This window comes from Massilia sp. BSC265, from assembly GCF_000740675.1.
Taxonomy (GTDB): domain Bacteria; phylum Pseudomonadota; class Gammaproteobacteria; order Burkholderiales; family Burkholderiaceae_D; genus Telluria.
The window spans coordinates 409,163-435,154 of the sequence record NZ_JPXI01000042.1 but is presented as its reverse complement, the minus strand read 5'-3'; the positions used below and the strand labels follow the sequence as shown (position 1 = coordinate 435,154).

Sequence of the window (25,992 nt, the reverse complement as noted above, 5' to 3'; positions counted from 1 at the left end):
AAATTTTTATTCGGCGAAACGTTAATTCCAGAAAACAACGTATGACATCATTATGTTGATATATCTAGAATATTTGTCTTGAGGCAATATGAGGACGATATGGTGCCCAGACTCAAGAATAAAAACGCTGCATGACAGTGGGGCCTCTTCCCACCTGCGCAGGTTGAGCCCAAAAAGAACGCGCGGCATGCCGCGCGTTCCGGATGAAGGCGGCGCAGGGGAGCCGCGCCGCTTCGTCCTGACTTTTACCAGCTGAGCTTCAGGGTGTACTTGCCGCTGGTGGCGCCGGTGCCGCCGCTGTAGTACACGACACGCACATAGCGGATCGAAGCGGTGGTGCCGGTGTTGGCCGAGCTCACGCTGTCCATGGCGCCGGTGCCGTTCTCGCTGCGGCTGAGCAGCGTGCCCGCGCTGTTGTACACGTACAGGTCGTAGTCCGACGACGAGTTCGGGGTCATGGCCGCGCTCAGGGTCTTGCCTGCCGGCAGATCGACACGGAAGTAATCCGTATCGGTCGAGCTGCCCATGACGCCGTTCACGGTGGTGCCGCTGGTCGAGACCAGGTTGGCGGTACCGGTGGTGTTGTTCGACTCGGTTTCGTTGACGGTCGGTCCGGTCGGGGTGGTAGTGCCGCCGATCGCCGCATTCACCGCCGCGGTCGCGTCCACGATGCCGGTGCCGCAGCCCGAGCAGGTCGCCGGGAAGGCGCGCGCGGTCGACTTCAGCATGCTTTCCACCTGGTCCGGGGTCAGGGTCGGCTTGGCCGCGAACATCAGCGCTGCCACGCCGGCCACGTGCGGGGTCGCCATCGAGGTGCCCTGGTAGCCTGCGTAGTTGTCCGAGCCCGGTGCCGAAGTGCCCGAGTTCAGGGTCGAGATCACGCTGTAGCTGCCGTCGCCGCCAGGCGCCGCCACATCCACCAGGGTGCCGTAGTTCGAGTAGGAAGCACGGCCGCCGGTCTTGCCGGTGGCTGCCACGGCGATGACGCCCGAGCAGTTCGCCGGGCTGGCGTTGCTGACGTTCATGTTGTCGTTACCCGCCGCCACGACCACGACCGAGCCGCGCGAACGGGCGCCGTTGATCGCGGTTTGGGTGGTAGCGTCGCAGGCGCCGCTGCCGCCCAGCGACAGGTTCAGCACCTTGGCGGGGTTGGCGTTGGCCGGCACGCCGCTCACGGTGCCGCCCGACGACCAGGTGATTGCGTCGGCGATGTCCGAGGTATAGCCGCCGCACTTGCCGAGCACGCGTACCGGGACCATCTTGGCGTTGTACGCCACGCCGGCCACACCCAGGCTGTTGTTGGTCTTGGCGGCCACCGTACCGGCCACGTGGGTGCCGTGCCAGCTGGAATTACGAGCCGGCGAGCCGGCATAGCATTCGCCCGCTGCTACCTGGTCGCCCGGATCGCTCGGATCGCTGTCGCGGCCGTTGCCGTCGTTGCCGATGGTGGCGCTGCTGATGAAGTCATAGCCGGCCAGGTGCTGGCCGCTCAGGTCGGCGTGCGGGCGGTAGCCGGTGTCGATCACGGCCACGACCACCCCTAGCCCGGTCGACTTGTCCCAGGCGGTCGGCAGGCGCAGGCCGCCGGTCGCGTCGGTGTAGTGCCACTGCTGCGCGTAGTACGGGTCGTTGGCGGTGGCCATGTGGGTCATGATGCGGTCCGGCTCGGCGTATTCGATGTCCGGGTCGCGCGCCATCATTTCGGCGGCCAGCTTCTCGACTTCCTTCAGGTGCTTGCGGCCGTTGAGCTTGAACACATGGGCGCCGGTGGCGATCGCGTGGCTCTCGGCGACGGTCATGCCGAATTCCTGGCCTGCACGGTCCAGCTTGGCCTTGCGGTCGGCTTTGATCGCAGCCTTGGCGGCCTTCGCAGCGCCCTTGCTGTCCGGCACCGAGTCCTTGTACTTCACAATGATCCGGTCTGTTTCAACAATGAATTTCTGCTCGGCCGCACCGGCCGTGACCGTCACGAGGGCGAGCGAGATTGCAGCGCACATCTTCAACATTGCAGGATGAATCGAACGCGATTGCTTCATGTTTCTTCCTTATTGTGTGTTTTCCGTCAAGCGAGGACCCTCGCCTGTGTCGTTGATTTCCGGTCATTGCCGGTGCCGTCTGAATGCGGCGAAAAGCAGCGTAATACGAAAGGAAGAGGTCGTGCGCGACAATTCGAGACAATTTCGGGAAATTAACAACACGAAATGGAGCGCATGCATCAAAAACATGTTTTCTTCGGCGAAACGTTAAAAGAGGCAAATATCGTCTGCCACAATTGTGTTGACATATCTTAAATTGCCTTCCCTCCAGATAATATAAAGAAGCCCATTTTGTTCGGGCTCACGACAAACAAAAAGGCCGCGCAGAGCGCGGCCTTTCCTGTTCAAACCAAGAGCAGTTTAGAAATTGCCCTTGAACTGGACACCCCACTGGCGCGGCTCGTTGGTGAAGCCGGTCAGGTTGTTGAAGTCGATGGCGCCGGTGATGCGACGTTGGTCGAGCACGTTGCGGCCAAAGGCGGCGACTTCGTACTTGCCGTTACCGAAGATGTAGCCCAGGCGTACGCCGCCTTCCGTCAGCGGAGCACCGACGAATTCGGTGGCCTCGTACAGGAAGAAGTTGATCTTGCTGCGGTAGGACCAGTCGGTAAAGAAGTACAGCTCACCGTCGGCGACCGGCACGCCGTAGCGGGCGGTGGCGTTGACGGTCCAGCGCGGCGCCTGCGGCAGCGGGTTGCCGTTGATGACGACGCGGCCTGCAGCGTTCAGGGGGTCGGTCACGGTGCACTGTGCGCACTTGTTCACCGACAGGCTGGCGTCGCGGATCTGGGTGTAGTTGTAGCTGGCGCCGGCGCTCACGCGCAGTGCCGAGCTGATGGCCGCTTCGAAGTCGAACTCGGCGCCCTTGCCCTTGGTGCGGTCGGCATTGATCAGGCGGTTGACGTTCGAGTTGCCGCCTACCACGGTCAGCTGCTGGTCCTTCACGGTGTAGTCATACACCGAGAACGACGTGCGTGCGCGGCGCTCGAACAGATCGGCCTTCACGCCCACTTCGTAGGAGGTGATGGTTTCCGAATCGGCGACCGTGATCGGCACCGCAGCCGAGGCGGCCGCGATACTCGGGGCGCGGAAGCCGGTGGCGACGCGGCCGTAGACGTTCACATTCGGGCTCAGCTTGTAGGTTGCCGACAGATCCCAGTTGAACTTGTCCTGGCTGGCTTCCACCGAGCGCGGACCGATCTGCGTCACGTTTTCGTTCACCAGGGTGCGGAATTCCTTCTCGTCCTTGGTGTAGCGCAGGCCGCCGCGAACGGTCAGGTCCGGGCTGATGGTGTAGTTCACCGAGCCGAAGGCGGCCCAGGCTTCGTTCTTCTGGTTGCTGACCAGGCGCGAGGTGCGGGCGCCGGCATTGTTGAAGTTGTCGCTGCCGCCGGTGGCGTCTTCGTCGAAGAAGTACAGGCCTGCCTGCCAGTTCAGCGGGCCGGTATACTGCGATTCGACGCGAAATTCCTGGGTGTACTGGTCGAGGTCGGTGATGTAGCCGCCGGTCTGTACCTGGAACGGGATCAAGCCCGGACCGGCCGGGGTGCCGCCGTCGATATCGCCGCGGCTGAAGTAGTCGGCGACGTGCTCGTAGCCGGTGACCGAGAAGAAACGCACGCTGCCCAGGTCCCAGGTCAGGCGCAGGCTGGCGCCGTTGGTGTTCAGGCGCTGGAAGTTCTCGGCGTTGGTGACGATCTTGTCCAGGTCGTAGCCGGGGACGATCTTGTTGGTGCCCTTCTGGATCAGGTTCGCGCGGAACAGGCGGGCAGTGCCGTTGGTGCGGCGCTGGTGCACGTTGGCGAGGGCGCTGAAGCCCATGCCCGGGCTGTACAGCAGCTGGACGCGCTCGGCGTGCTCGTTGTAGCCGTCGAGTTCGCCGCGCTTCTGGGTCATGGCCACGTCGGCGAAGTTGTCGACGAAATCGTCACGGTGCTGGCCAACGGCCGACACGCGCATCGCCCACTTGTCCGACAGCGGAATGTTGACCGCGCCTTCGATATTTGCCGTCTTGTGGGTGGCAATGGAAGCGTTGTAGTAGCCCTCGACCTTGCCCAGCTTCGGCTTCTCGGATTCGAACTTGACCACGCCGGCCGGGGTGTTGCGGCCGAACAGGGTGCCCTGCGGGCCGCGCAGCACTTCGACGCTGGCCAGGTCGAAGATCGGGAAGCCTTTCAGGATCGGGTTTTCCTGCACCACGTCGTCATAGACCAGCGAGACCGGCTGCGAGGCGAAGGTGTTGAAGTCGGTATTGCCGTAACCGCGGATGTAGAAGCGCGGGAAGGTACGGCCGTTGGAGGATTCGACGTTCAGGCTCGGCACCTTGCCGGCCAGCAGGCGGATGTCTTCGCCGCCGGAGATCAGGACGTCGAGCTTTTCGCCCTTGAGTGCGGTGACGGACACCGGTACTTCGCGGATGTTTTCGGTGCGGCGCTGCGCGGTGACGGTGACGGTCTGCAGTTCCGGCGCGTCATTGCTTGCTGCGGTCTGGGCCTGGACCGGCATGGCTGCTGCCAGGGCCAGCGTGGCGACGTGCGCGGACAGGACGCGCTTGTGCATCTTGGACATCTTCATCATGGAGTTATTTCCTGTTGATTGATAAAAGAACCGATGTCCCCGTTCTCTCTTATCGACGCTGCGACCGTGCTGTTTGGACGGGCAGCGCGGCGGTATCTTCCGCCTGTCGGCAGCGCAGGTCATGGCATGCGCATTAGCCTTGTTTCAAGCTTGCCGGTTTTATAAAGCGCGTATTGTCAGTGATGTGTATATGTCATTGCAAGACAGAAACATGCCTTTAGCGGCATTTACAACACATCGGCCTCGATGACGATGGCGCGAAAGTCATTGACATTGGTGCGGGTGGGGCCGGTGACGATCAGCTGGTCAAGCGCGCCGAAGAAGCCATGGCCGTCGTTATCGAGCAGGCGTGCCCGGGCATCCAGCCCTTGGGCGCGGGCCCGTGCCAGCGTGCCGGGCGCCAGCCAGGCACCGGCATTGTCTTCGGTGCCGTCGATGCCGTCGGTGTCGGCGGCAAGGGCATGCACGCCCGGCAGGCCGTCGAGCGCGACGCTCAGTGCCAGCAGGAACTCGGCATTGCGCCCGCCCCGGCCCTGCCCGCGCACGGTGACGCTGGTTTCGCCGCCGGACAGGAGGACGCAGGGCGCCTGCAGGGGCTGGCCATGCTGCACGACCTGGCGCGCGATGCTGGCATGTACCAGCGCCACCTCGCGCGCCTCGCCTTCCATGCTCGAGGACAGCACCAGCGGCGCATAGCCGGCCGCGCGTGCAGCCGCTGCCGCGGCATCGAGCGACTGCTGGGCGGTGACGATGACCTTCGTTTCGTTGCGCGCCAGGCGCGGGTCGCCCGGCAGCGGCGCCGCCAGCTGCGCATCCAGCAGCACCGCGCGCGCGCCCTCCGATACGGGGATCGCATACTTCTCGAGGATGGCGAGCGCGTCAAGGCCGGTACTGCCGTCGGGCACGGTCGGGCCCGAGGCCACCACGGCCGGGTCGTCGCCCGGCACGTCCGACACCACCAGCGTCACCACGCGCGCCGGGTGACACGCCAGCGCCAGACGCCCGCCCTTGATGGCGGACAGGTGGCGGCGCACGCGGTTCATCTCGCCGATCGGCGCGCCACAGCGCAGCAGTTCGCGGTTCAGCGCGCGCTTTTCGTCGAAGCCGATGCCGGGCGCGGGCAGGGACATCAAGGCCGAGCCGCCACCGGACATCAGGCACAGCACCAGGTCGTCCTGCCCCAGCCCGGCGGCAGCGTCGAGCATGCGCCGCGCCGCGTCTTCGCTGGCCGCGTCCGGCACCGGGTGGCCTGCTTCGATCACTTCGATATGACGGGTCGGGGCGCCGTGGCCATAGCGCGTCACCACCAGCCCTTCCAGCGGCCCCTGCCAGTGGCGCTCGACCGCCTCGGCCATGCGCGCGGCCGCCTTGCCCGCGCCGAGCACCAGGGTGCGTCCCTTGGGGGGAGGCGGCAGGTGCGGCGCGATCAGATGGTAGGGATCGGCGGCCGCCAAGGCGGCATCGAACAGGTGCTGCAACAGCGGGTGGGCGGTGGGCATGGCGGTTCTCGTCCGGGGCGAAGCATGATCTTTACACAAAAGCGCCGGGGCGGGGAAAGGGGGGGGTAGCGATACGTTTTCGGTTTTTTTTCAAAAACCCTTGCACACCTCGAATTCCACCCTCTATAATTCGGGCCTCTTCGGACGCAATGACAAGCGTCAGACAGAAACCTCTGAATAGAGAAGCCGGGCGCTTAGCTCAGTTGGTAGAGCGGATCCCTTACAAGGATTAGGTCGGGAGTTCGAGCCTCTCAGCGCCCACCACGCAATTCAGCAGGTCGATCGAAGTACTGATCAGAGTAAACGGAGCGGTAGTTCAGTTGGTTAGAATACCGGCCTGTCACGCCGGGGGTCGCGGGTTCGAGCCCCGTCCGCTCCGCCAGCATCACGGGAAAAGGTCTGATTCGTCGGACCTTTTTCTTTTTCGGACTGGCTGCTGTCAAGGCAGCCTGGTCCGGTTCCAGAGTCATGGAGCGGTAGTTCAGTTGGTTAGAATACCGGCCTGTCACGCCGGGGGTCGCGGGTTCGAGCCCCGTCCGCTCCGCCAGCATCACGGGAAAAGGTCTGATTCGTCGGACCTTTTTCTTTTTCGGACTGGCTGCTGTCAAGGCAGCCTGGTCCGGTTCCAGAGTCATGGAGCGGTAGTTCAGTTGGTTAGAATACCGGCCTGTCACGCCGGGGGTCGCGGGTTCGAGCCCCGTCCGCTCCGCCAGCTTTAAAGGAAGGGTCCGAGAAGTCGGACCCTTTTTCTTTTCTATCAGAGTGTTCTCCCCTGCGGGAGAACACGGGCCGTGGGCTCGAAGGGATTGCCTTGCAAGGCAATCCGCGGCCCGCGGAACGTGGGCGAGCCCCGTCGCTTTGAACATCCCAAAGAAAAATGGTCCGCCAAAGCGGACCATTTTTCTTTGCACTCTAGGTTTTAAGCACGCCGCTGCTGCGGTTGCCCAGCCTCCACCCGATCCCTCCCCCCACTCTTCGCCGCATACAGCGCATGATCCGCCCTCGCCAACGCCACCCCCAGCGTCTCATTCGGATCCAGCACCACCACCCCAATACTCACCGTCATCGTGTAGTTACCGCCGCTGGTGATCACAACCGCCTCCCGCACCGCGTGCCGCAGGCGTTCCGCCGCAGCAAGCGCCCCGCCCAAATCCGCCCCCGGCAACACCATCGCAAACTCCTCCCCACCCAGCCTTCCGACCGTTTCATGCCCACGCAGCGTCTCGCGCGCCGTACGCGCAAACACCATCAGCGCCTCATCCCCCGTCGCATGTCCGAACCGGTCATTGATCTGCTTGAAGTGATCGATGTCCATCATCGCCAGCGCCAGCGGCTGGCGCAGGCGCAAGGCGGCCTGGCGCGCATGCTCGGCGCGCTCGAGGAAGGCATGACGGTTCGGCAGGCCGGTCAGGCTGTCGACCGTGGCCAGGCGCGCCATCTCGGCATCATCCTTTTCCTTGCACAACAGCAGGAAACCGAAACCGTTTACGATCATCAGGAGGTAACCGGCCAGGTAGGCAAACTCCTGCACGGCGCGTTGGCCCAGCGGGAGGTCACTGCTCAGGCAGCTGGCAGCCCACAGGGCCACCGAGGCCGCGAATACCGCGTCGCTGATGCCGATGATCCGCTGAAGCAGCGACGCGCGGCGCCGCGGGCGCAACAGGATCCAGGCCATCGCCGCCGCGAGCAGGGCGACGACGGCTGCCACCAGCGCCGTCAGGTAGGCCACCGGCGCGCCGGCGCTGCCGGCCGCCAGCACGATGGCGAGGGCCAGTGCCGATACCGGCAGCAGGACGCGCCGCCAGTGTTCGAAGCCGAAGAAGATGCAGTAGGCGGCCACTTCCAGCGAGACCGCGAGGACCCAGCCGGCGCCTTCGAGGCCGTTGAGCATGGGGATGTCGAGATAGGGGCGGCACCAGCCCAGCAGCTGGCACACGCCCATGCCGAAGCGCGCCCACATCCACAAGCGCAAGCCCGGACTGGGCGCCGCACCATGCATATAGCCTGCCATCAGGACGGCAAACGCGATATTGCCGACGCCGAGCGCTAGCAGGAAAGAATGAATGTCGAGCACAGCAGTTCCCATGGATGCGTCATTGACATCACCGCAAGCGTAGTATCTTGTTAATATATATTGCCGTAGAGAACTATATTACACCCTTTCGTCGATCGGGTCCGTATCGTTGAATAGACATGCGTAAAGTGCAACAGTAGCTTCAGAGATATATCTGGGCACAGCTTTTTGATGCACAGCAGTACCTGATAGCGGATAATCATCCGACAACAACCCAACGCACCATTCCGGAGCAATCGTGATTTTCGGTTTCCTCAAGTCGCCCAAGATGTCGCCACGCCTGCACCGCCTGAAGAATTCGGCGCTGTTCTCGACATTGACGCCCCTGGAGCTGAAAATCGTCGACGGCTTGCTGCACGAGCGCCGCTACCTCACCGACGAGATCATCTTCGACGAAGGCGAGGAAGGCCAGGCGCTGTACCTGATCATGAGCGGCCGGGTCGTCATCAACAAGCTTCACCAGGGAAGCAACCAGGTGGTCGCCGAGCTCGAACCGGGCAGCTTCTTCGGCGACCTGGCCCTGCTCGACAACTCGCCGCGCAATGCCCAGGCGCGCGCCCTCGAATCCTGCGAGATGGCGGTGTTCTTCCGCGCCGACTTCCTTGGGCTGCTGGAGACCGACGCCGTCATCGGCTACAAGATCTCGCTGGCGCTGGCGCGCCACATCGGCCTGCGCCTGCGCGAATGGATGGGCACCGGCCGTCCCCAGCTGGAAGCCCTATGAACCGCAGCGAGCGCGCCGGGCCGGTCGTCTGGACCGGGATCATCGCCGCCACCTGCGTGCTGCTGCTGGTCGTGCAGCAGATGCTGTGGCTGGCCCTGCCCTTCCTGTTCGGCGGAGTGCTGCACTACATCCTGGTCGGACCGATGCAGCGCCTGGTGCGTGCCGGCTATGGCCGCAATGCCGCCGCGATGCTGGTCTGCCTGGGCTTCTTCGCCTTCCTCGCACTGGCCCTGACCGCCGCCTTCTCGTGGAGCCGCGGGCCGGAAGAAGAATCGTGGGAAAAAACGGTCGGCCTCTACCTCGACGGCGGCATCGCCTTCGTGCACAACACCATGACCCTGCTCGAGAAGCGCTTCCCGCTGCTGGCCGAGATGCACCTGACCTCGACCGTGAACGGCATCTTCCGCACCCATACCGACAACTTCGCGGAGAAGCACCTGGGCGAGATCCTGGTGGGGGTCGCGACCTGGGTGCCTTCGCTGCTGCTGGCGCCCTTCCTCACCTTTTTCTTCCTGCGCGACGGCCTGCGCTTCAAGAAATTCCTGGCGCGCGCGGTGCCGAACGCCTACTTCGAACGGGCGCTCTACCTGCTGCACGAAGTCGACCAGACCGCGCGCCGTTATTTCGAGGGCCTGATCAAGCTGACCGTGCTCGACACGGCGGTGCTGGCGCTGGGCCTGTGGACGATCGGGGTGTCCTCGCCGCTGTTGCTCGGCCTGTTCTGCGCCGTGCTGGCCTGGGTGCCTTTCGTCGGCTCGGTAGTAGGCTGCGTGCTGGTGGTGATCGTGGCCTCGACCGATGCGCCCAGCAATCCCTTCATCGCCTACGGCGCGATCGGCGTGTTCGTGCTGGTGCGCCTGCTGGATGACTTCGTGTTCATGCCGCTGACCCTCGGGCGCAGCATCCGCGTGCATCCCTTGGTGACGGTCTTGATGATCTTCATCGGCGGCGCGCTGGCCGGGGTGGTGGGCCTGATGCTGGTGCTGCCGCTGCTGGGCGTGGTGATGGTGGTGGGCGAAACGCTGGGACGCCTCGTCACCAATCCGCGCCTGCGCGCGCGGCACCGTTATGCGCGGGCGCTGCGCACGCGCCAGGCCAGTATCGACCTCGATGTCGCCCAGGAACGCCGCGCCGGCATTGCGAACGTGGAGCTGTAGCCAATCTATAACCGTAGGGTGGGCGGGTCTCCCGCCCACGCGTTCAAATCACGGTGATGCTGCCTGCGCAGCTGTTCATGCCTCAACCAGCACCGCGTGGGCGTAACGCAGGCCATTGGCCTGAGTTACCCTGCCCACCCTACTTGCGCCCTGCCTTCGGCTTGGTCTTGATCGTATCCAGGATCGAAGGCCGGGCCTTGGATGCAGCCACGGCGGCGGCCGGTGCACGCTCGACACGCACCTGCACCTTGTCGCGTCCTGCGCCACGCGCAGTGCCCGGCCCGCGCTTGCCGACCTCGCGCTCGGTCACCGGCGCGCCACCCGGCACCATGCGCTTGCGGTCCCATTCCGGTCCGGGCTCGGCGCCCGCCGGCGGAACCAGGTGGCGCTCGCCCGTGCCGATCAGGTCGGTTCGGCCCATGCGCTTCAGGCCCTCGCGCAGGATCGGCCAGTTCTCCGGATCGTAATAGCGCAGGAAGGCCTTGTGCAGCTTGCGCGTCTTGCCGCTCTTCGCGGTCTCGACGACTTCCGAATCCTCGGTCACCTTCGCCAGCGGGTTCTTGCCCGAATGGTACATGGTAGTGGCCATTGCCATCGGCGTCGGCGTGAAGGTCTGCACCTGGTCGAGCCTGAAGTTGTTCTTCTTCAGCCACAGGGCCAGGTTCAGCATGTCCTCGTCGGTCGAACCCGGGTGGGCCGCGATGAAGTAGGGGATCAGGTACTGCTTCTTGCCGGCCTCGATCGAGTACTTGTCGAACAGGCGCTTGAACTCGTCGTAGGCGCCGATGCCCGGCTTCATCATCTTCGACAGCGTGCCCTGCTCGGTATGCTCCGGCGCGATCTTCAGCAGGCCGCCCACGTGGTGGGTGACCAGCTCTTTCACGTACTCGGGCGAACGCACCGCGAGGTCGTAACGCAGGCCGGAACCGATCAGGATCTTCTTGATCCCCGGAATGGCGCGCGCCTTGCGGTACAGCGAGATCAGTTTGCTGTGGTCGGTACCCAGGTTGCTGCAGATCGTCGGGTACACGCACGACAGGCGACGGCAGGACTCTTCGATCTTCTTGTCCTTGCAGGCCAGGCGATACATGTTGGCCGTGGGCCCGCCCAGGTCGGTAATCGTGCCTGCAAAATTCTTGGTCGTATCGCGGATCAGCTCGATCTCGCGCAGGATCGACGGCTCCGAACGGCTCTGGATGATGCGGCCTTCGTGCTCGGTGATCGAGCAGAAGGTGCAGCCGCCGAAGCAGCCGCGCATGATGTTCACCGAATAACGGATCATCTCCCAGGCCGGGATATGGGCCTTGCCGTAGCTCGGGTGCGGCGCACGCGCGTACGGCAGGTCGTAGACGTTGTCCATCTCGTCCATGGCCAGGGGCAGCGGCGGCGGATTCAGCCAGACGTCGCGGTCGCCATGCTGCTGCACCAGCGCGCGTGCATTGCCCGGGTTCGACTCGAGGTGGAACACGCGCGAGGCGTGCGCGTACATCACCGGGTCTTCGCTGACGGTCTCGAATGACGGCAGGCGCACCACGGTCTTGCGTGCTTTTTCACGGGCGGCGGCCTGGCGCTCTTCGCGCGTCATGATCACCACCGGCTTCACTTCCGGCTCGGGCTTGGCGTTTTCGGTGGCGCAAGCCTTGGTGTCTTCCTGCGCCATCGCATAGGGGTTCGGATGCGGGTCGACACGGCCCGGCACGTCGACGCGGGTCGAGTTGTGCACGGTCCACTCTTCGTCCGGCAGCCAGCCGTGCGGCACCAGGAAGGCGGTGCCGCGCAGGTCGCGGATGGTCTTGATGTTCTCGCCGGCGGCGATGCGGCGGGTGACGTCCACCAGCGCGCGCTCGGCATTGCCGAAGATGACCAGGTCGGCCTTCGATTCGAACAGCACCGAGCGGCGCACCTTGTCCGACCAGTAGTCATAGTGGGCGATGCGGCGCAGCGAAGCCTCGATGCTGCCGGCGATCACCGGCACGCCCGGGAAGGCTTCGCGGGCGCGCTGGCAGTACACCGTGACGGCGCGGTCAGGGCGCTTGTTGGGCTCGGCGTTGGGGGTGTAGGCATCGTCGGAACGGATCTTGCGGTCGGCCGTGTAGCGGTTGACCATCGAGTCCATGTTGCCGGCGGTAATGCCCCAGTAGAGGTTCGGCTTGCCGAGCGCACGGAAGGGCTCGACCGAGGTCCAGTCCGGCTGGCTGATGATGCCGACGCGGTAGCCCTGCGCTTCCAGCAGGCGGCCGACCAGCGCCATCCCGAAGCTCGGGTGGTCGATGTAGGCGTCGCCGGTGATCAGGATGATGTCGCACGAATCCCACCCGAGCTTGTCCATTTCGGCACGGGACATCGGGAGGAAAGGCGCGACGGGAGCGCGGCCGGAGCGCTTCGGGACGCTCGCGAAAAGATTTACTGGGGAGTTCATTGGCCGGTATTGTACCGGAAAACCATTTTCGGGTCTCGCTCGGACCCTGAAAATGGCTTAGTTATCAATGACTTGCTGATCAGTATGCGATTCAGACGCCCATATTGGCCAGCATATTGCCGAGCTGGCGCAGTCCGGCCGAGACCGTCGGGTGGCGGACGTTGAAGCGGGCCGCCAGTTCCTGGGTTTGCGACGACAGGCCGAAGGTGTTCTCGTCGAGCTGGCTTTCCGCGCGGCGCGCCAGGGCGCGGTCGATGTCGCCGTCGAGCTGGCGCAGCAGGGTTTCCAGTTCGGGATCGACATCGTTGGTTTCCTGCAACTGGCGGTGCAAGGCTTTCAGGTGCGCTTTCAGGTTCGCATCGTTCTCATTCTGCATTGTCGTTCTCGCTAGTTGGTGAAGCGGGTCTCGAGGTACAGCGCCTCGACCTGCTCGCGCGCCCAAGGGGTGCGGCGCAAAAACTTCAGGCTCGACTTGATGCTCGGGTCTTTCTGGAAACAATTAATGTCGATTCGACGGCCGAGCCCGTCCCACCCGTAGTGGTCGACGAGTCGCGTTAACAGGGATTCTAAGGTAATACCGTGGAGGGATTGAACACTCATCGCTTGGTGGGCTAGCCTGGCTTGCATGAAAAGGGGAAAGGGTGCCATCGGCATCGTTTCCCCGATTTTACGTGAACAGCTGCAGGCCGGACGCATTGCACGCCCGGCCCGGGCAGCTTATTCGCCAGTCAAGCCGCGACGCTCCAGCAGCGGACGCACCTGCGCATCGCGCCCGCTGAAGTTGCGGTACATCTGCATGGCATCCAGCGTACCGCCGCGCGACAGCAGGGTCTTGCGGAAGCGGTCGCCGTTCTTGCGGGTCAGGCCGCCGTTTTCCTTGAACCAGTTGACGGTGTCCGCGTCCAGCTTCTCGGCCCACAGGTAGCCGTAGTAGCCGGCCGAGTAGCCGCCCGAGAAGGTGTGCGAGAAGTAGGTCGTGCGGTAGCGCGGCGGCACCAGCGCGAAGTCCACGCCCGCCTTCTTCAGCGCGTCACCCTCGAAGGCCAGCACATCGGTCGGAATGTCCTTCGGCGACAGCTGGTGCCAGGCCTGGTCCAGCAGCGCCGCGGCCAGGTACTCGGTGGTGCGGAAGCCTTCGTTGAACTGCTGCGACGCCTGCACCTTGTCCAGCAGCGCCGATGGCATCGGCGCGCCGGTCTGGTAGTGCCTGGCGTAATTCGCCAGGACTTCCGGCCAGGTCATCCACATCTCGTTCACCTGCGACGGGAACTCGACGTAGTCGCGCGGCACGCGCGAGCCCGAGAAGCGCGGGTATTTCACGTCCGAGAACATGCCGTGCAGCGCATGGCCGAACTCGTGGAAGGTGGTGCGCACTTCGTCGTACGTCAAGAGCGTCGGTTCGCCGGCCGCCGGCTTGGCGATGTTCAGGTTGTTGGCGATGACCGGCTTCGTGCCCAGCAGCTTGGATTGCGGGACCCAGGCATTGGCCCAGGCGCCGCCGCGCTTGTTCGAGCGCGCGTACGGGTCGAAGGTGAAGATGGCGAGCTGCTTGCCGTCGTGGTCGAACACGTCGAACACGCGCACGTCTTCGTTGTAGGCTGGCAAGTCCTTGCGTTCCTTGAAGCTGATCCCGAATTCCTTGTTGGCGGCGAAGAACACGCCATCGACCAGCACCCGGTTCAGCTCGAAGTAGGGGCGCAGCTGGTTACCGTCGAAGGCGTACTTGGCGGCTTGCACCTTGTCGCTGTAGAAGGCCCAGTCATGGGCGGCGGCCTGGAAGCCCCCTCCTTCCTGGTCGATCACCTTCTGGATCTCGGCCGCTTCCTTGCGCGCGTTGTTCACGGCGGGCTTGGCGAATTCGGCCAGCAGCTGGTTCACTGCGGCGGGGTTCTTGGCGGTCTGGTCTTCCAGGTGGTAGGCCGCATGGTTCGGGTAGCCCAGCAGTACCGCGCGCTCGGCGCGCAACTTGGCGATCTTCAGCACCACGTTGCGGTTGTCGTAGTCGCCGCCACGCGAGCCGCGCGCCAGCGAGGCAGCCAGCAGCTTCTCGCGGGTGGCGCGGTTGGTCAGCACCGACAGGGCTGCCTGCTGGGTGGTGTTCACGACCGGGATGACGAACTTGCCGTCCAGGCCACGCCTCTTGGCCTCAAGCGCGGCGGCATCGATCGCCTTGTCCGACATGCCGGCCAGCTCGGCGCGGCTGTCCACCACCAGGGCCGAGGCATTGGCTTCCTTCAGTACGTTCTGCGCGAACTGGGTCGACAGCGCGGCCAGTTCGCCGTTCATTGCCTTCATCTTCTGCTTGTCGGCCTCGGACAGCTTGGCGCCTGCGCGCACGAAGTCGGTGTGGTAGCGCTCGACCAGGTACCGCGATTCGGCATCCAGGCCCAGCTTGGCGCGCTTGTCGTACAGCGCCTTGATGCGGGCATACAGCTTCGGGTTCAGGCGGATCGCGTCGTTATGGGCCGACAGCTTCGGCGCCAGTTCCTTGTCCAGCGCCTGCAGCGCGTCGTTGGTGTACGAGCTCCTCAGGGTGCCGAAAGCGGCGCTCACACGGTTCATCAGCTGGCCCGAACGCTCCATCGCGACGATGGTGTTTTCAAAAGTAGGCGCGGCCTTGTTGTTGGCGATCGCTTCCATCTCCGCGGCCTCCTGGCGCATGGCCTCGGCAAAGGCCGGGGCGAAATGCTCGTTCCTGATCTTGTCCCAAGCCGGGTACTGGAACGGCAGGGTGCTCGGCTTGGCGAACGGGTTCGAGGCTTCGAGCTGCGAGCTTGGTGCAAGGGGGGCGGCAACTGCGGCGATACTGGCGGCGGCGCTGGCGGCGGCGACCAGCAGGATGTGTGGACGGATCATGGTGTCCTTCTTGTGGTTTTCATTGAAAGGTGCAGCAATCAAAAAGCCGGCGCATGCGCCGGCTTCGACAACATCACTTCAGGCCACGGCGTTCCAGCAGCGGCTCGATGACCGGGTCGCGGCCACGGAAGTTGCGGTACATCTGCACCGCATCCATGGTGCCGCCCTTCGACAGCACCATGTTGCGGAAGCGGTCGCCGGCCTTGCGGTTCAGGCCGCCATTTTCCTTGAACCATTCGCCCGCATCGGCGTCCAGGCGCTCGGCCCACAGGTAGCTGTAGTAGCCGGCCGAGTAGCCGCCCGAGAAGGCGTGCGAGAAGTAGGTCGAGCTGTAGCGCGGCGGGACCGGCGCGAAGTCGAGGCCCGCATCCTTCAGCGCCTGCTCTTCGAAGCTCTTCACGTCGGCCGGGATGGCCTTCGAGCCGAGCTGGTGCCAGCGCTGGTCGATCACCGCGGCGGCCAGGTACTCGGTGGTGCGGTAGCCTTCGTTGAAGCGCTGCGAGGCCTGCAGCTTGTCCAGCAGTTCCTTCGGCATCGGCTCGCCGGTCTGGTAGTGCTTGGCGTAGTTGGCCAGCACTTCCGGCCAAGCCATCCACATCTCGTACACCTGCGACGGCAGTTCGACGTAGTCGCGCGGCACGCTGGTGCCCGAGAAGCGCGGGTACTTCACCTTCGAGAACCAGCCATGGGTGCCGTGGCCGAGTTCGTGGAAGGTCGTGCGCACTTCGTCCCAGCTCAAGAGGGTCGGCTCGCCCGGCGCCGGCTTGGCCAGGTTCAGGTTGTTGGTGATGACCGGCTTGTTGCCCAGCAGGGTGCTCTGGCTGACCAGGGCGCTCATCCAGGCGCCGCCGCGCTTGTTCGGGCGGGCGTACGGGTCGAGCACGAAGATCGCCAGGTGTTCGCCGTTCTCTTCGAACACGTCGTACACGCGCACGTCCGGATCATAGACCGGCAGGTCCTTGCGCTGCTTGAAGGTGATGCCCCACAGCTTGTTGGCGGCGAAGAAGGCGCCGTCATGCAGCACGCGGTCGAGTTCGAAGTAAGGCTTGAGCTGGTTGGCGTCGAAGGCGTACTTGGCGGCGCGCACCTTGTCGCTGTAGAAGTTCCAGTCGTAGGCGGCGACCTTGAAACCACCCTTCTCGGCGTCGATGACCTCCTGGATCTCGGCGGCTTCCTTCTTGGCGTTGCGCACGGCCGGCGCGGCCAGGTCGGACAGCAGCTTGTTGACGGCGCTGGTGTTCTTCGCGGTCTGGTCTTCCAGCGAGTAGGCGGCGTGGCTGCTGTAGCCCAGCAGTTCGGCGCGCTCGGCGCGCAGCTTGGCCAACTGCAGCACGGCTTCGCGGTTGTCGAATTCGCCGCCGCGCGAACCGCGCACCAGCGACACCTGCAGCAGCTTCTCGCGCGTCGCGCGGTTGGTCAGCTGCGACAGCGGGCCCTGCTGGGTGGTGTTCACGACCGGGATCACGAACTTGCCGTCCAGGCCGCGCTTCTTCGCCTCGGCGGCGGCGGCATCGATCACCTTGGCCGGCAGGCCGGCCAGCTCTTCGCGGGTGTCGACCACGAAGGCCGAGGCATTCACTTCCTTCAGCACGTTCTGGCTGAACTGGGTCTGCAGGGCGGCCAGCTTGCTGTTGTAATCGCGCAGCTTCTGCTTGTCGGCATCCGACAGCTTGGCGCCGGCGCGTACGAAGTCCTTGTGGTAGCGCTCGATCAGGTATTTCGATTCGGCGTCCAGGCCCAGCTTGTCGCGCTTGGCGTACAGGGTCTGGATGCGCTGGAACAGCTTCGGGTTCAGGCGGATCGCGTCGCCGTGGGCGGCGAGTTTCGGCGCCAATTCCTTGTCCAGGGCCTGCAGGGTGTCATTGGTATAGGAGCCGACCAGGGCCGAGAACACCGAGGACACGCGGGTCAGCAGCTGGCCCGAACGCTCCATCGCGACGATGGTGTTTTCAAAGGTCGGCGCCGCCTTGTTGTTGGCGATGGCTTCCACTTCCGCGGCCTGCTCGCGCATGGCTTCGGCGAAGGCCGGGGCGAAGTGCTCGTTCTTGATCTTGTCGAAGGCCGGGTAGCCGTACTGGAGGGTGCTCGGCTTGGCGAACGGGTTGGATGCGTCGAGCGGTGCGGCATAGGCCAGGTTGGCCATCGCAACGCTTGCTGCGATCAGGAGCATACGGGGACGATTCATGGTGTCTCGGATGTTGATTGAACTACGTTGAAACACGCCCGCCCTGCCGCCGCCGGGCTTGTGGCCCGGCGGCCGAGGACACGGCGCGGAAAAAGATTAATTACCGGTCAGGCCCCGGCGTTCCAGCAGCGGTTCGATGACCGGATCGCGGCCACGGAAGTTGCGGAACAGGTCCATCGCATCGGCGCTGCCGCCACGCGACAGCAGGGTCTTGCGGAAGTGGTCGCCGTTCTTGCGCGACAGGCCGCCGCTCTCGGTGAACCACTGCACGGTGTCGGCGTCGAGCTTCTCGCTCCACAGATAGGCGTAGTAGCCGGCCGAATAGCCGCCGTTCATCGAATGCGAGAAATAGGTCGTGCGGTAGCGCGGCGGCACCGGGCCGAAGTCCACGCCCGCATCCTTCAGTGCCTTGGCCTCGAAGGCCAACACGTCGGTCGGGACCTGGGACGGCTTGAGCTGGTGCCAGCGCTGGTCGAGCAGCGAGGCGGCCAGGTATTCGGTGGTCATGTAGCCCTGGTTGAACTTCTTCGAGGCGACCACCTTGTCCAGCAATTCCTTCGGCATCGGCGCGCCGGTCTGGTAGTGCTTCGCATAGTTGGACAAGACCTCGGGCCAGATCGCCCACATCTCGTTGACCTGCGACGGATACTCGACGAAGTCGCGCGGCACGTTGGTGCCCGAGAAGTGCGGGTACTTCACATCGGAGAACATGCCGTGCAGCGCGTGGCCGAACTCGTGGAACATGGTGCGCACTTCGTCATAGGTCAGCAGCGTGGGCTCACCTAGAGGTGGTTTCGGGATGTTCTGGTGGTTGCCGACCACCGGGCGCTTGCCCAGCAGGTGCGACTGCGACACGTATTCGTTCATCCAGGCGCCGCCCTGCTTGTTGCCGCGCGCGTAGGGGTCGAACAGGAAAATCGCCAGCTGCTTGCCGTCGTGGTCGAACACGTCGAACACGCGCACGTCCGGGTCGTAGACCGGCAGGTCCTTGCGCTCCTTGAAGGTGATGCCGTATTCCTTGGTAGCGGCGAAGAACACGCCGTCCACCAGCACGCGGTTCAGTTCGAAGTAGGGGCGCAACTGGTTCTCGTCGAAGTTGTACTTGGCGGCGCGCACCTTGTCCTGGTACATCGGCCAATCATGCGAAGCGACTTTGAAACCGCCTTTTTCCCGGTCGATCACCTTCTGGATCTCCGCCGCTTCCTTGCGCGCGTTGTTGACGGCCGGCTTGGCCAGCTCGGCCAGCAGCTTGTTGACGGCGGCCGGGTTCTTGGCGGTTTCCAATTCCTGCGAATAGGCCGCGTAGTTCGGGTAGCCCAGCAGGACGGCGCGCTCGGCGCGCAGCTTGGCCAGGCGCAGCACCAGCTGGCGGGTATCGAACTCGCCGCCGCGGCTGCCGCGACCCAGCGATGCCGCCATCAGGCGCTCGCGGGTCTTGCGGTCTTTCAGCACGGCCAGAGGCGGCTGGCTGCTGGTATTCACGAGGGTGATCGCGTACTTGCCCTTGTGGCCACGTTTTTCGGCTTCCGCTGCTGCTGCGGCGATCTCGGCATCGGAGAAGCCGGCCAGCTCTTCGCGCGTGTCCACGATCAGCGCCGAGGCATTGACTTCCTTCAGCACGCGCTGCGCGAAGTCCGACTGCAGCGAGGCGATTTCGGCGTTGTATTTCTTGAGCTTGTCCTTGTCGGCGGCGGACAGGTTGGCGCCCGCGCGCACGAATTCCTTGTACACGCGTTCGAGCAGGTGCTTCGATTCCGGATCCAGCCCCAGCGAGGCGCGCTTGGCGTGCAGGGTCTTCACGCGCTGGAACAGCGCCGGGTTCAGGTAGATCGCGTCGTTGTGCGCCGCCAGTTTCGGCGACATCTCGCGGTCCACGGCATCCAGCACGTCGTTGGTGTTGGCCGTCTGCAGGTTGGAGAACACGGCGGCCACACGCGCCAGCATCTGGCCGGCGCGTTCCATCGCGACGATGGTGTTGTCGAAAGTCGGCGCCGCCTTGTCCTTCGCGATGGCGTCGATCTCGCGCAAATGTTCGGCCATGCCAGCGGCGTAGGCCGGCAGGAAGTGCTCGTTCCTGATCTTGTCGAAGGCCGGGTAGTTCAGCGGCAGGCTGCTGGGCTGGGCAAACGGGTTGGAGGCGTCGAGGGCCGGTGCGGCCGGTGCGGCCACTGCGGTGGCGTGCGCGAGCGCGAGGCTGGCGGCAACGATGAACAGGTGTGGTCGGTTCATGCGATCTTTCGGACTCTTGGGAAGGAGCTGCCGGGCATACTCGACAGCCGTTGCGCGACGATCATAGCAGGCTTATACGCATGCCGTCACAACAAAAAAGGGTTGGTTGACGCATGTATCCGGCATGTATCAGCCTTGTATCGGCATGTATCAATCGGCGCCGTGCTAGCATCCGCTTTCACCATGGATTCCTTTACCGAACGCTGCGAACGCCCCTTTGACGTCATCGTCGTCGGCACCGGCCCCGGCGGCGCCAGCACGGCGCGCGAGCTGGCGCGCGCCGGCGCCCACGTGCTCATCCTCGAGCAGGGTAGTGCCGCGCCCCTGGCCGGCACCCTGGGCCAGATGGCCACCATGGCGCTGCCCGGCCGCGGTACCTGGCTGCACCGCGACGCCTCGCTGCTGGTGTCCGGCACGGTGCTGGGCGGCAGCTCGGCGCTGAACTTCGCCACCGCCGCCCCGCCTCCTGCCGCCATGTTCGCGGCCCACGGCATCGACCTGGCCCCCTTCCTCGCGGCGCTGCGCGCGGAACTGCCGCTGGCGCCCCTGCCCGACAACCTGGTCGGCCCGATGGCCGCGCGCATCATGCTTGCTGCGCGCGCCGCCGGCTTCAACTGGCAAAAGCTCGACAAGATGATCCGCCCGCAAGCCTGCCGCAGCGGCTGCTGGCGCTGCGTGTACGGCTGTCCCTTTGGCGCCAAGTGGAGCGCGCGCGATTTCGTGATCGATGCGTGCCGGCACGGCGCCGTGCTGCTGGACCGCAGCCGGGTGCGGCGCGTGCTGGTGGAAGACGGCCGCGCCGCCGGCGTCGAATACCGGCGTGCCGGCGCCCTTCATACGGTACGGGCGCCGACGGTGGTGCTGGCAGGCGGCGGCATCGGCAGCCCGCGCCTGCTGCATGCCTCGGGGCTGGGGCCGCGCCATGCGCCCTTCTTCAGCGACCCGGTGGTGGCGGTGATGGGCAGCGTCGACGACATCGATGGCGGCGCGGAGGTGCCGATGGCAGCCGGCGTCAGCTTTCCCGAGGAAGGCATCGCGCTGGCCGACCTCACCTTGCCGGCCCCGATGTACGCGGCCTTCGCGCTGCAGGCCGGCCGCGTCGACCGCGTGGGCGCGCACCGGCGCACGCTGAGCCTGATGGTGAAGATCCGCGACGACATCGGCGGGGCCGTCGGCCCGCGCTGGGTGGACAAGCGCCTGACTACAGGCGACCGGGCGCGTCTCGAACAAGGTATCGGGATGGCGCGCAGGATCCTGGCGCAGGCAGGCGCGCGGCAGGTCTTCGCGACCCACCATTTCGCCGCCCATCCCGGCGGCAGCATCCCGATCGGAGGAAATGCGGGAGAAGGGGTCGACAGCGACTTGCGCGCCGCACCGGGGCTGTACGTGTGCGATGCCTCGGTGATCCCGCAGCCATGGGGACTGCCGCCCACCCTGACCCTGCTCTGCCTGGGCAAGCGGCTCGGCGCCATGTTGGCCGGCGCCGCTATTGGCGGCAGTAGTGTCAGTAGTGAGGCGGTTTCTCGTTGACCGGTCCCTGGCGGGTGGACTGCAGGGTGCGGACATGGTCCACCAATGAGGCGACCAGGGCCTCGAGCTGGTCGATGCGGCGGCCCTGGCGGTAGATGGTGTCGTTCAGCGTCTCGACCAGGTCTTCCTGGTGCGCGAGCTTGATTTCGATGTCGACGAAACGGTCTTCGTGGTTCACGAGGAATCCTGGGCAAAGCGGGCATTATGCCAGCTTCGCCCCACGGGTGCGGATCCTTAGACCAGGGGCGGCTCCGTCCAGGCTTCGACGCCGATGAGAGTGGCCAGGCCGGTCGGCTGCTTGTAAGGGGTGAATTCAATCCCGTCCGAGGTCTGGTCAAGGACCTGCGCCTTGTTTTCCACGCTTTCGCTGAACTCGAGCATGATCTGCTCGCGGCTGGAATCGTCGACCCGGGTCAGCCAGTAGGCGAAGCCGTCGGCATCGGGCGTACGGTTCAGGACATTGGCGTAGAGCTTGGTGATGAAGACTTCGTCGGTCGGCTTGTCGCCGTATTTTTCCTTGAACTCGGGCGCCCAGGTGAACTCGTGGGCGATCTGCACCATCGAGGTGCCGCTGTCCACGCGGTCCATCCAGTAACCCAGGCCGAACGGTTCGGCCTCGCGGCCCAGTGCGGCGCGGTACAGGCGGAACAGCTGGATACTGGGTTCGTCGAGTGCGAACCAGGTATCCGCGAACTGCACCCGCTCGACGTCGTACAAGGCATCGACGCCGCCATTGCGGTCGCGCACCGCCCAGCCGTACGCTTCCTGGCTGATCGTGTAATCCGTATGCTTACCGGCAAAGACCGCGACATCGATCCCGCCGCGGCCGCTGATGGCGGCGTTTTCCGCGCCCATGACGAAGGTGTCGGCCTTCTCGGTACCCAGCTTGTTGGCGGGATTGTTGACCACGACTGTCACTGCATTGCCGCTGCTGGTCGCGTTGCCGGCCACGTCCACTGCTGCCGCAATGACCGTGTAGCTGCCGTCCGGCAGCGGCTTGGAAGCCAGTTGCCAGCGCCCGTCGGCGCCAACGCTTGCTTCGCCAATCTTGATGACGTTATCGCCGGCCCGGTACAGCTCGATCGTGTTGCCGGCCTCGCCCGTGCCGGCGAACACCGGCTGGTTGCTGCCGCTGGCCATCGACACCTGGAGGGTCGGGCTCAGCGGCGGGGTAGCATCGATGTGGAAAGTGACAAGCGCGCTGGCCAGGGAAGTATTGCCGGAGTCGTCGGTGGCAGTCGCGTGCGCGCTATAGTTCATGCGGTCGGGCAGCTTCAGCGACGACACGACACTCCACAAGCCGTCGGCGCCGGCCCTGGTCGTCGCGACCAGCGAATTGTCGATATACACGCGCACCGTCGAATTGGCTTCGGCACTGCCCGTCATCAGGGGTTTGTCGCCGACCGCATACAGCTTCGCGTTCTGCATCACGCTCATGGTCGGGGCCTTCGGTGCCGTGGTATCGGCGACATTGGCGCGGACCACCTTCATGTCGGCGAAGCGCAGGATTTCCACGGAGCGCAAGGTGGTGGTGCCTTCGGAAGCGTGTGCCACTGTCAGCGTGCCGTCGGCCTGGTTGCTCAGGGTATAAGCGCTGCGGCTGCCGCTAAACACCGCGGTATCCGTTCCTTCTCCACCATCGATCATGTCATTGCCTCCATTACCTTGAAGAGTATCGTCGTGAGCCGTACCAGTGAGTGTTTCCGCGCGACTGGTACCCGTGAGATAGCGGGCACCTGAGGTGCTGTTGATGCCGAGCGCGCCCCCCAGGCCGTCGCCGCCATACAGCCAGTTCAGGGCAGCGATATCGTAAGGACTGAAGGTGCTGTACGGTCCGCCGGCATCGGTGTAGGACATGATCGTATTGCCCGTATTGTCCTGGCCGACCGGCAGGCGAACAGTATTGTCCTCGCTGTCCTCGAACGGATGCTTCAGCCCGAGTGCGTGGCCCAGTTCGTGGATGAGGGTCTGATAGCCCTCGCTGCCCGGCACCAGGTTGTAGTTCTGCTGCCAGCCCCAGTCCACATGATCGAGGTAGACATACACATTGGGCTTGTACCCGACGACATTGTTGCCGACATAGGAATACGGCCCATACCAGCTGCACAGGCCGGTAGTCAGGCGCCCGTCGAGGTCGAGGTTCGCCAGATGGATCTGGGCATTGCTTCCGCTCGCGGTCTCCACGAACTGGATGCCGGTAATCTGCTGCAGGTATGTAAAGGCGGTACGCGTGCCGGCCTGCTGGCTGTCAGTAAAGGCCACCTGACCAGTGACTGGCTGCTTGGTGTCCTGGTCCACTTCGTTTCCGGACGAAATATCAAACGTGTAGTAAATCGTGTTCGGCGTTACGCCGATCATGTAATTCCAGTCGGGGCCGATATCGAGCAGCGCGTCGATATGGTTCAGCCCGGACAAAGGGGTTTTGGTGAGGTCGGAAACGGTTGCCATACGTAAAATAGTAAGAAAATAATTGCAAGACTCTTTGCAGAGCTCGCCTCTAGGAAAGTATTTCCTGCGGCACAAATGAAGTCAAATAAGATTTCAATCGTGCGCAGGTATTAACAATCCGACATTTTTTCTTACTAGGCGATTTGTCGCCTGTTAGGCTTTCGGCGTGGCCAGCAAGGCCTTCAGACTGGCCAGCCTTTCCTTCGGGCTGAGCACTTCGGTTTCCTTGGGCGGGGCGTCGCCGACGTCCAGCGCCATTTCCTTGATGAAGCGCGAAGGTTCGCAGTGCACCAGCTCACCGGCGCGCTTGCGCTTCTTGCACCAGGTCAGGCGCAGGGTGCGCTGGGCGCGCGTGATGCCCACGTACATCAGGCGGCGTTCCTCCTGGATGCGGGCCGCGATCACTTCTACCGGCGCGTCCGGGTCGCCCTTGTGCGGCAGGATGCCCTCTTCCACCCCTACCAGGAACACGTGCGGGTACTCCAGGCCCTTGGAGGCGTGCAGGGTCGACATGCGCACCGCATCCTGCTCCTCGTCCGAGCCTTCCAGCATCGACATCAACGCCACCATCTGGGTCAGTTCCAGCAGGTTCTTTTCTTCGCCATCGCGGTCACGCCCGCCACGGCCGCGTTCCTTCAGCCAGTTGGTGAACTCGAGCACGTTCTGCCACTTGGCCTGGGCCGCGCGGTCATCGAAGTTCTCGTACAGGTAGTGCTCGTAGTTCATCTCCTTCATCATGTCGTCCAGCACCTCGGCGGCATTGTCGCCGCTGCCCGACGGGCCGGGCCGGGTGGCGCGGTCTTCCAGCTCCAGCATGAAGCGGCAGAAGTCGCGCAGCGGCGCCAGCTGGCGTTCGGCCAGCTTGGCCTCCAGGCCGCCCTTGCGCGCGGCCTCGAACAGCGAGCAGTTCCACTGCTTGGAGAATTCGCCCAGCGTCTCCAGGGTGGCCATGCCGACGCCGCGCTTCGGTGTCGTCACGGCCCGGATGAAGGCCGGGTCGTCGTCCTGGTTGGCGATCAGGCGCAGGTAGGCGATGATGTCCTTGATCTCGGCCTTGTCGAAAAAGCTCTGGCCACCCGACATCGTGTACGGGATGCGCTCCTTGCGCAGGGCCTGCTCGATCACGCGCGCCTGGTGGTTGCCGCGATACAGGATGGCGTAATCGGTCCACTTGTTCTTGCGCTGGAAGTGGTCGGCCGAGATCATGATCGCCACCTGCTCGGCTTCCTGCTCGTCGCTCTGCATGCCCAGCACTTCGATCGGCTCGCCCAGGCCGTGCTCGGACCAGAGCGACTTCTCGAACAGCTTCGGGTTGTTGCCGATGACGGCATTGGCCGCCTGCAGGATGCGGGTGGTGGAGCGGTAGTTCTGCTCCAGCTTGATGACGCGCAGGTCGGGGAAGTCGGTCTGCAGGGTCTTGAGGTTTTCGACCGAAGCGCCGCGCCAGGCGTAGATCGCCTGGTCGTCGTCGCCCACCGCCGTGAACATCGGCTTTTTACCCAGGCCCGTGACCAGGAGCTTGACCAGCTCGTACTGGCAGGTGTTGGTGTCCTGGTACTCGTCCATGAGCAGGTAGCGCAGGCGGCGCTGCCAGCGGTCGCGGATCGATTCGTTGTTGCGAAACAACTCCACCGGCAGGCGGATCAGGTCGTCGAAGTCGACTGCCTGGTAGGCCTGCAGGGTGGCCAGGTAGCTGCGGTAGACGCGTGCCGACATGGCCTCGTCCTCGTCTTTCGCATTCTTGATCGCATCTTCCGGGTCGACCAGGCCGTTCTTCCACAGCGAGATCGCGTTCTGGATGCGGCGGATCTCCTGTTTATCGGTGGTGAGCGCCAGGTCGGACACGACGGTGTAGCAATCGTCGCTGTCCATGATCGAGAACTTGTCCTTCAGGCCGACGCCGGCCGCTTCCTGGCGCAGGATCTTGACGCCCAGGGAATGAAAGGTGGAGACGGTCAGTTGCTTGGCCTGCTTGGGCTGCTTGAGCAGCTTGGCGATGCGTTCCTGCATCTCGAGCGCCGCCTTGTTGGTGAAGGTCAGGGCAGCGATCGTGCGCGGGTCGTAGCCGCGGTCTTCGATCATGTACGCGATCTTTTGCGTAATCACGCGCGTCTTGCCCGAGCCGGCACCGGCCAGCACCAGGCAAGGGCCGTCGAGATAGAGCACGGCTTCGCTCTGCGGCCCATTGAGGCCGAATTTTGGTGCGTTGGACATGGGAAAGATTTCTGCAGAATGGTCGGGTATTGTAAGGCTGAGTT

General features: G+C 64.3%; 16 protein-coding genes and 4 tRNA genes. 7 read left to right on the top strand and 13 right to left on the bottom strand.

Annotation, left to right across the window (positions count from 1 at the left end):
- Window positions 1-245: 245 nt before the first annotated feature.
- The 3 genes from MA09_RS22985 to MA09_RS22975 form a co-directional block, all read right to left on the bottom strand.
- Complete coding sequence (locus MA09_RS22985) at window positions 246-2,036, bottom strand: S8 family peptidase (protein WP_036253471.1); 1,791 nt, start codon at window positions 2,034-2,036, stop codon at window positions 246-248.
- A gap of 360 nt (window positions 2,037-2,396) precedes the next feature.
- Window positions 2,397-4,613 carry a TonB-dependent receptor gene (locus MA09_RS22980; protein WP_081897765.1) on the bottom strand — a complete coding sequence of 739 codons (2,217 nt, stop codon included), beginning with the start codon at window positions 4,611-4,613 and terminating at the stop codon, window positions 2,397-2,399.
- Window positions 4,614-4,840: 227 nt separating this feature from the next.
- Window positions 4,841-6,112, bottom strand: coding sequence for a glycerate kinase (locus MA09_RS22975; protein WP_036253470.1), 1,272 nt, complete (start codon window positions 6,110-6,112; stop codon window positions 4,841-4,843).
- A gap of 188 nt (window positions 6,113-6,300) precedes the next feature.
- Here MA09_RS22975 and MA09_RS22970 point away from each other — a divergent pair.
- The 4 genes from MA09_RS22970 (at window position 6,301) to MA09_RS22955 (ending at window position 6,824) form a co-directional block, all read left to right on the top strand.
- Window positions 6,301-6,376: transfer RNA gene (locus MA09_RS22970), tRNA-Val, on the top strand.
- 41 nt (window positions 6,377-6,417) lie between these two features.
- Window positions 6,418-6,494, top strand: a tRNA-Asp gene (locus tag MA09_RS22965).
- Between the two features lie 88 nt (window positions 6,495-6,582).
- Window positions 6,583-6,659 (top strand) — tRNA-Asp (locus tag MA09_RS22960).
- Between the two features lie 88 nt (window positions 6,660-6,747).
- Window positions 6,748-6,824, top strand: a tRNA-Asp gene (locus MA09_RS22955).
- Window positions 6,825-7,031: 207 nt separating this feature from the next.
- Here the strand turns inward: MA09_RS22955 and MA09_RS22950 are convergent.
- A complete protein-coding gene (locus MA09_RS22950; protein WP_229440825.1) occupies window positions 7,032-8,198 on the bottom strand; it encodes a diguanylate cyclase in 1,167 nt (388 codons plus the stop codon).
- 226 nt (window positions 8,199-8,424) lie between these two features.
- On the opposite strand from MA09_RS22950, the gene MA09_RS22945 reads away from it, so the two are divergent.
- On the top strand, window positions 8,425-8,910 hold the full coding sequence (locus MA09_RS22945; protein ID WP_036253468.1) for a cyclic nucleotide-binding domain-containing protein: 486 nt from the start codon (window positions 8,425-8,427) through the stop codon (window positions 8,908-8,910).
- Window positions 8,907-10,067: an AI-2E family transporter gene (locus MA09_RS22940; RefSeq protein WP_036253466.1), complete on the top strand. Its 1,161-nt coding sequence runs from the start codon at window positions 8,907-8,909 to the stop codon at window positions 10,065-10,067. The genes MA09_RS22945 and MA09_RS22940 overlap by 4 nt, the downstream gene beginning before the upstream one ends.
- A gap of 139 nt (window positions 10,068-10,206) precedes the next feature.
- On the opposite strand, the gene MA09_RS22935 is transcribed toward MA09_RS22940, so the two are convergent.
- From MA09_RS22935 to MA09_RS22910, 6 genes are all read right to left on the bottom strand, one after another.
- Complete coding sequence (locus MA09_RS22935) at window positions 10,207-12,411, bottom strand: YgiQ family radical SAM protein (protein WP_036253464.1); 2,205 nt, start codon at window positions 12,409-12,411, stop codon at window positions 10,207-10,209.
- A gap of 166 nt (window positions 12,412-12,577) precedes the next feature.
- Window positions 12,578-12,862 (bottom strand): DUF4404 family protein, encoded by a 285-nt coding sequence (locus MA09_RS22930; protein ID WP_036253462.1) that lies wholly within the window; start codon window positions 12,860-12,862, stop codon window positions 12,578-12,580.
- A gap of 11 nt (window positions 12,863-12,873) precedes the next feature.
- Window positions 12,874-13,086: a VF530 family DNA-binding protein gene (locus MA09_RS22925; RefSeq protein ID WP_036253838.1), complete on the bottom strand. Its 213-nt coding sequence runs from the start codon at window positions 13,084-13,086 to the stop codon at window positions 12,874-12,876.
- 117 nt (window positions 13,087-13,203) lie between these two features.
- Window positions 13,204-15,342 carry a M3 family metallopeptidase gene (locus tag MA09_RS22920; protein ID WP_036253835.1) on the bottom strand — a complete coding sequence of 713 codons (2,139 nt, stop codon included), beginning with the start codon at window positions 15,340-15,342 and terminating at the stop codon, window positions 13,204-13,206.
- Between the two features lie 73 nt (window positions 15,343-15,415).
- Entirely contained in the window at window positions 15,416-17,527 is a 2,112-nt protein-coding gene (locus MA09_RS22915; RefSeq protein ID WP_036253460.1) for a M3 family metallopeptidase, read from the bottom strand.
- 96 nt (window positions 17,528-17,623) lie between these two features.
- On the bottom strand, window positions 17,624-19,756 hold the full coding sequence (locus tag MA09_RS22910) for a M3 family metallopeptidase (protein WP_036253458.1): 2,133 nt from the start codon (window positions 19,754-19,756) through the stop codon (window positions 17,624-17,626).
- A gap of 183 nt (window positions 19,757-19,939) precedes the next feature.
- On the opposite strand from MA09_RS22910, the gene MA09_RS22905 reads away from it, so the two are divergent.
- Window positions 19,940-21,286 carry an FAD-dependent oxidoreductase gene (locus tag MA09_RS22905; RefSeq protein ID WP_051933717.1) on the top strand — a complete coding sequence of 449 codons (1,347 nt, stop codon included), beginning with the start codon at window positions 19,940-19,942 and terminating at the stop codon, window positions 21,284-21,286.
- Here MA09_RS22905 and MA09_RS22900 read toward each other — a convergent pair.
- From MA09_RS22900 to MA09_RS22890, 3 genes are all read right to left on the bottom strand, one after another.
- Window positions 21,261-21,464, bottom strand: coding sequence for a SlyX family protein (locus MA09_RS22900; RefSeq protein ID WP_036253456.1), 204 nt, complete (start codon window positions 21,462-21,464; stop codon window positions 21,261-21,263). The two genes, MA09_RS22905 and MA09_RS22900, sit on opposite strands and share 26 nt — an antisense overlap.
- Window positions 21,465-21,520: 56 nt before the next feature.
- Window positions 21,521-23,734, bottom strand: coding sequence for a DUF4214 domain-containing protein (locus MA09_RS22895; protein WP_036253454.1), 2,214 nt, complete (start codon window positions 23,732-23,734; stop codon window positions 21,521-21,523).
- A 153-nt stretch (window positions 23,735-23,887) separates the two neighbouring features.
- Entirely contained in the window at window positions 23,888-25,948 is a 2,061-nt protein-coding gene (locus tag MA09_RS22890; RefSeq protein ID WP_051933716.1) for a UvrD-helicase domain-containing protein, read from the bottom strand.
- Window positions 25,949-25,992: the final 44 nt, after the last annotated feature.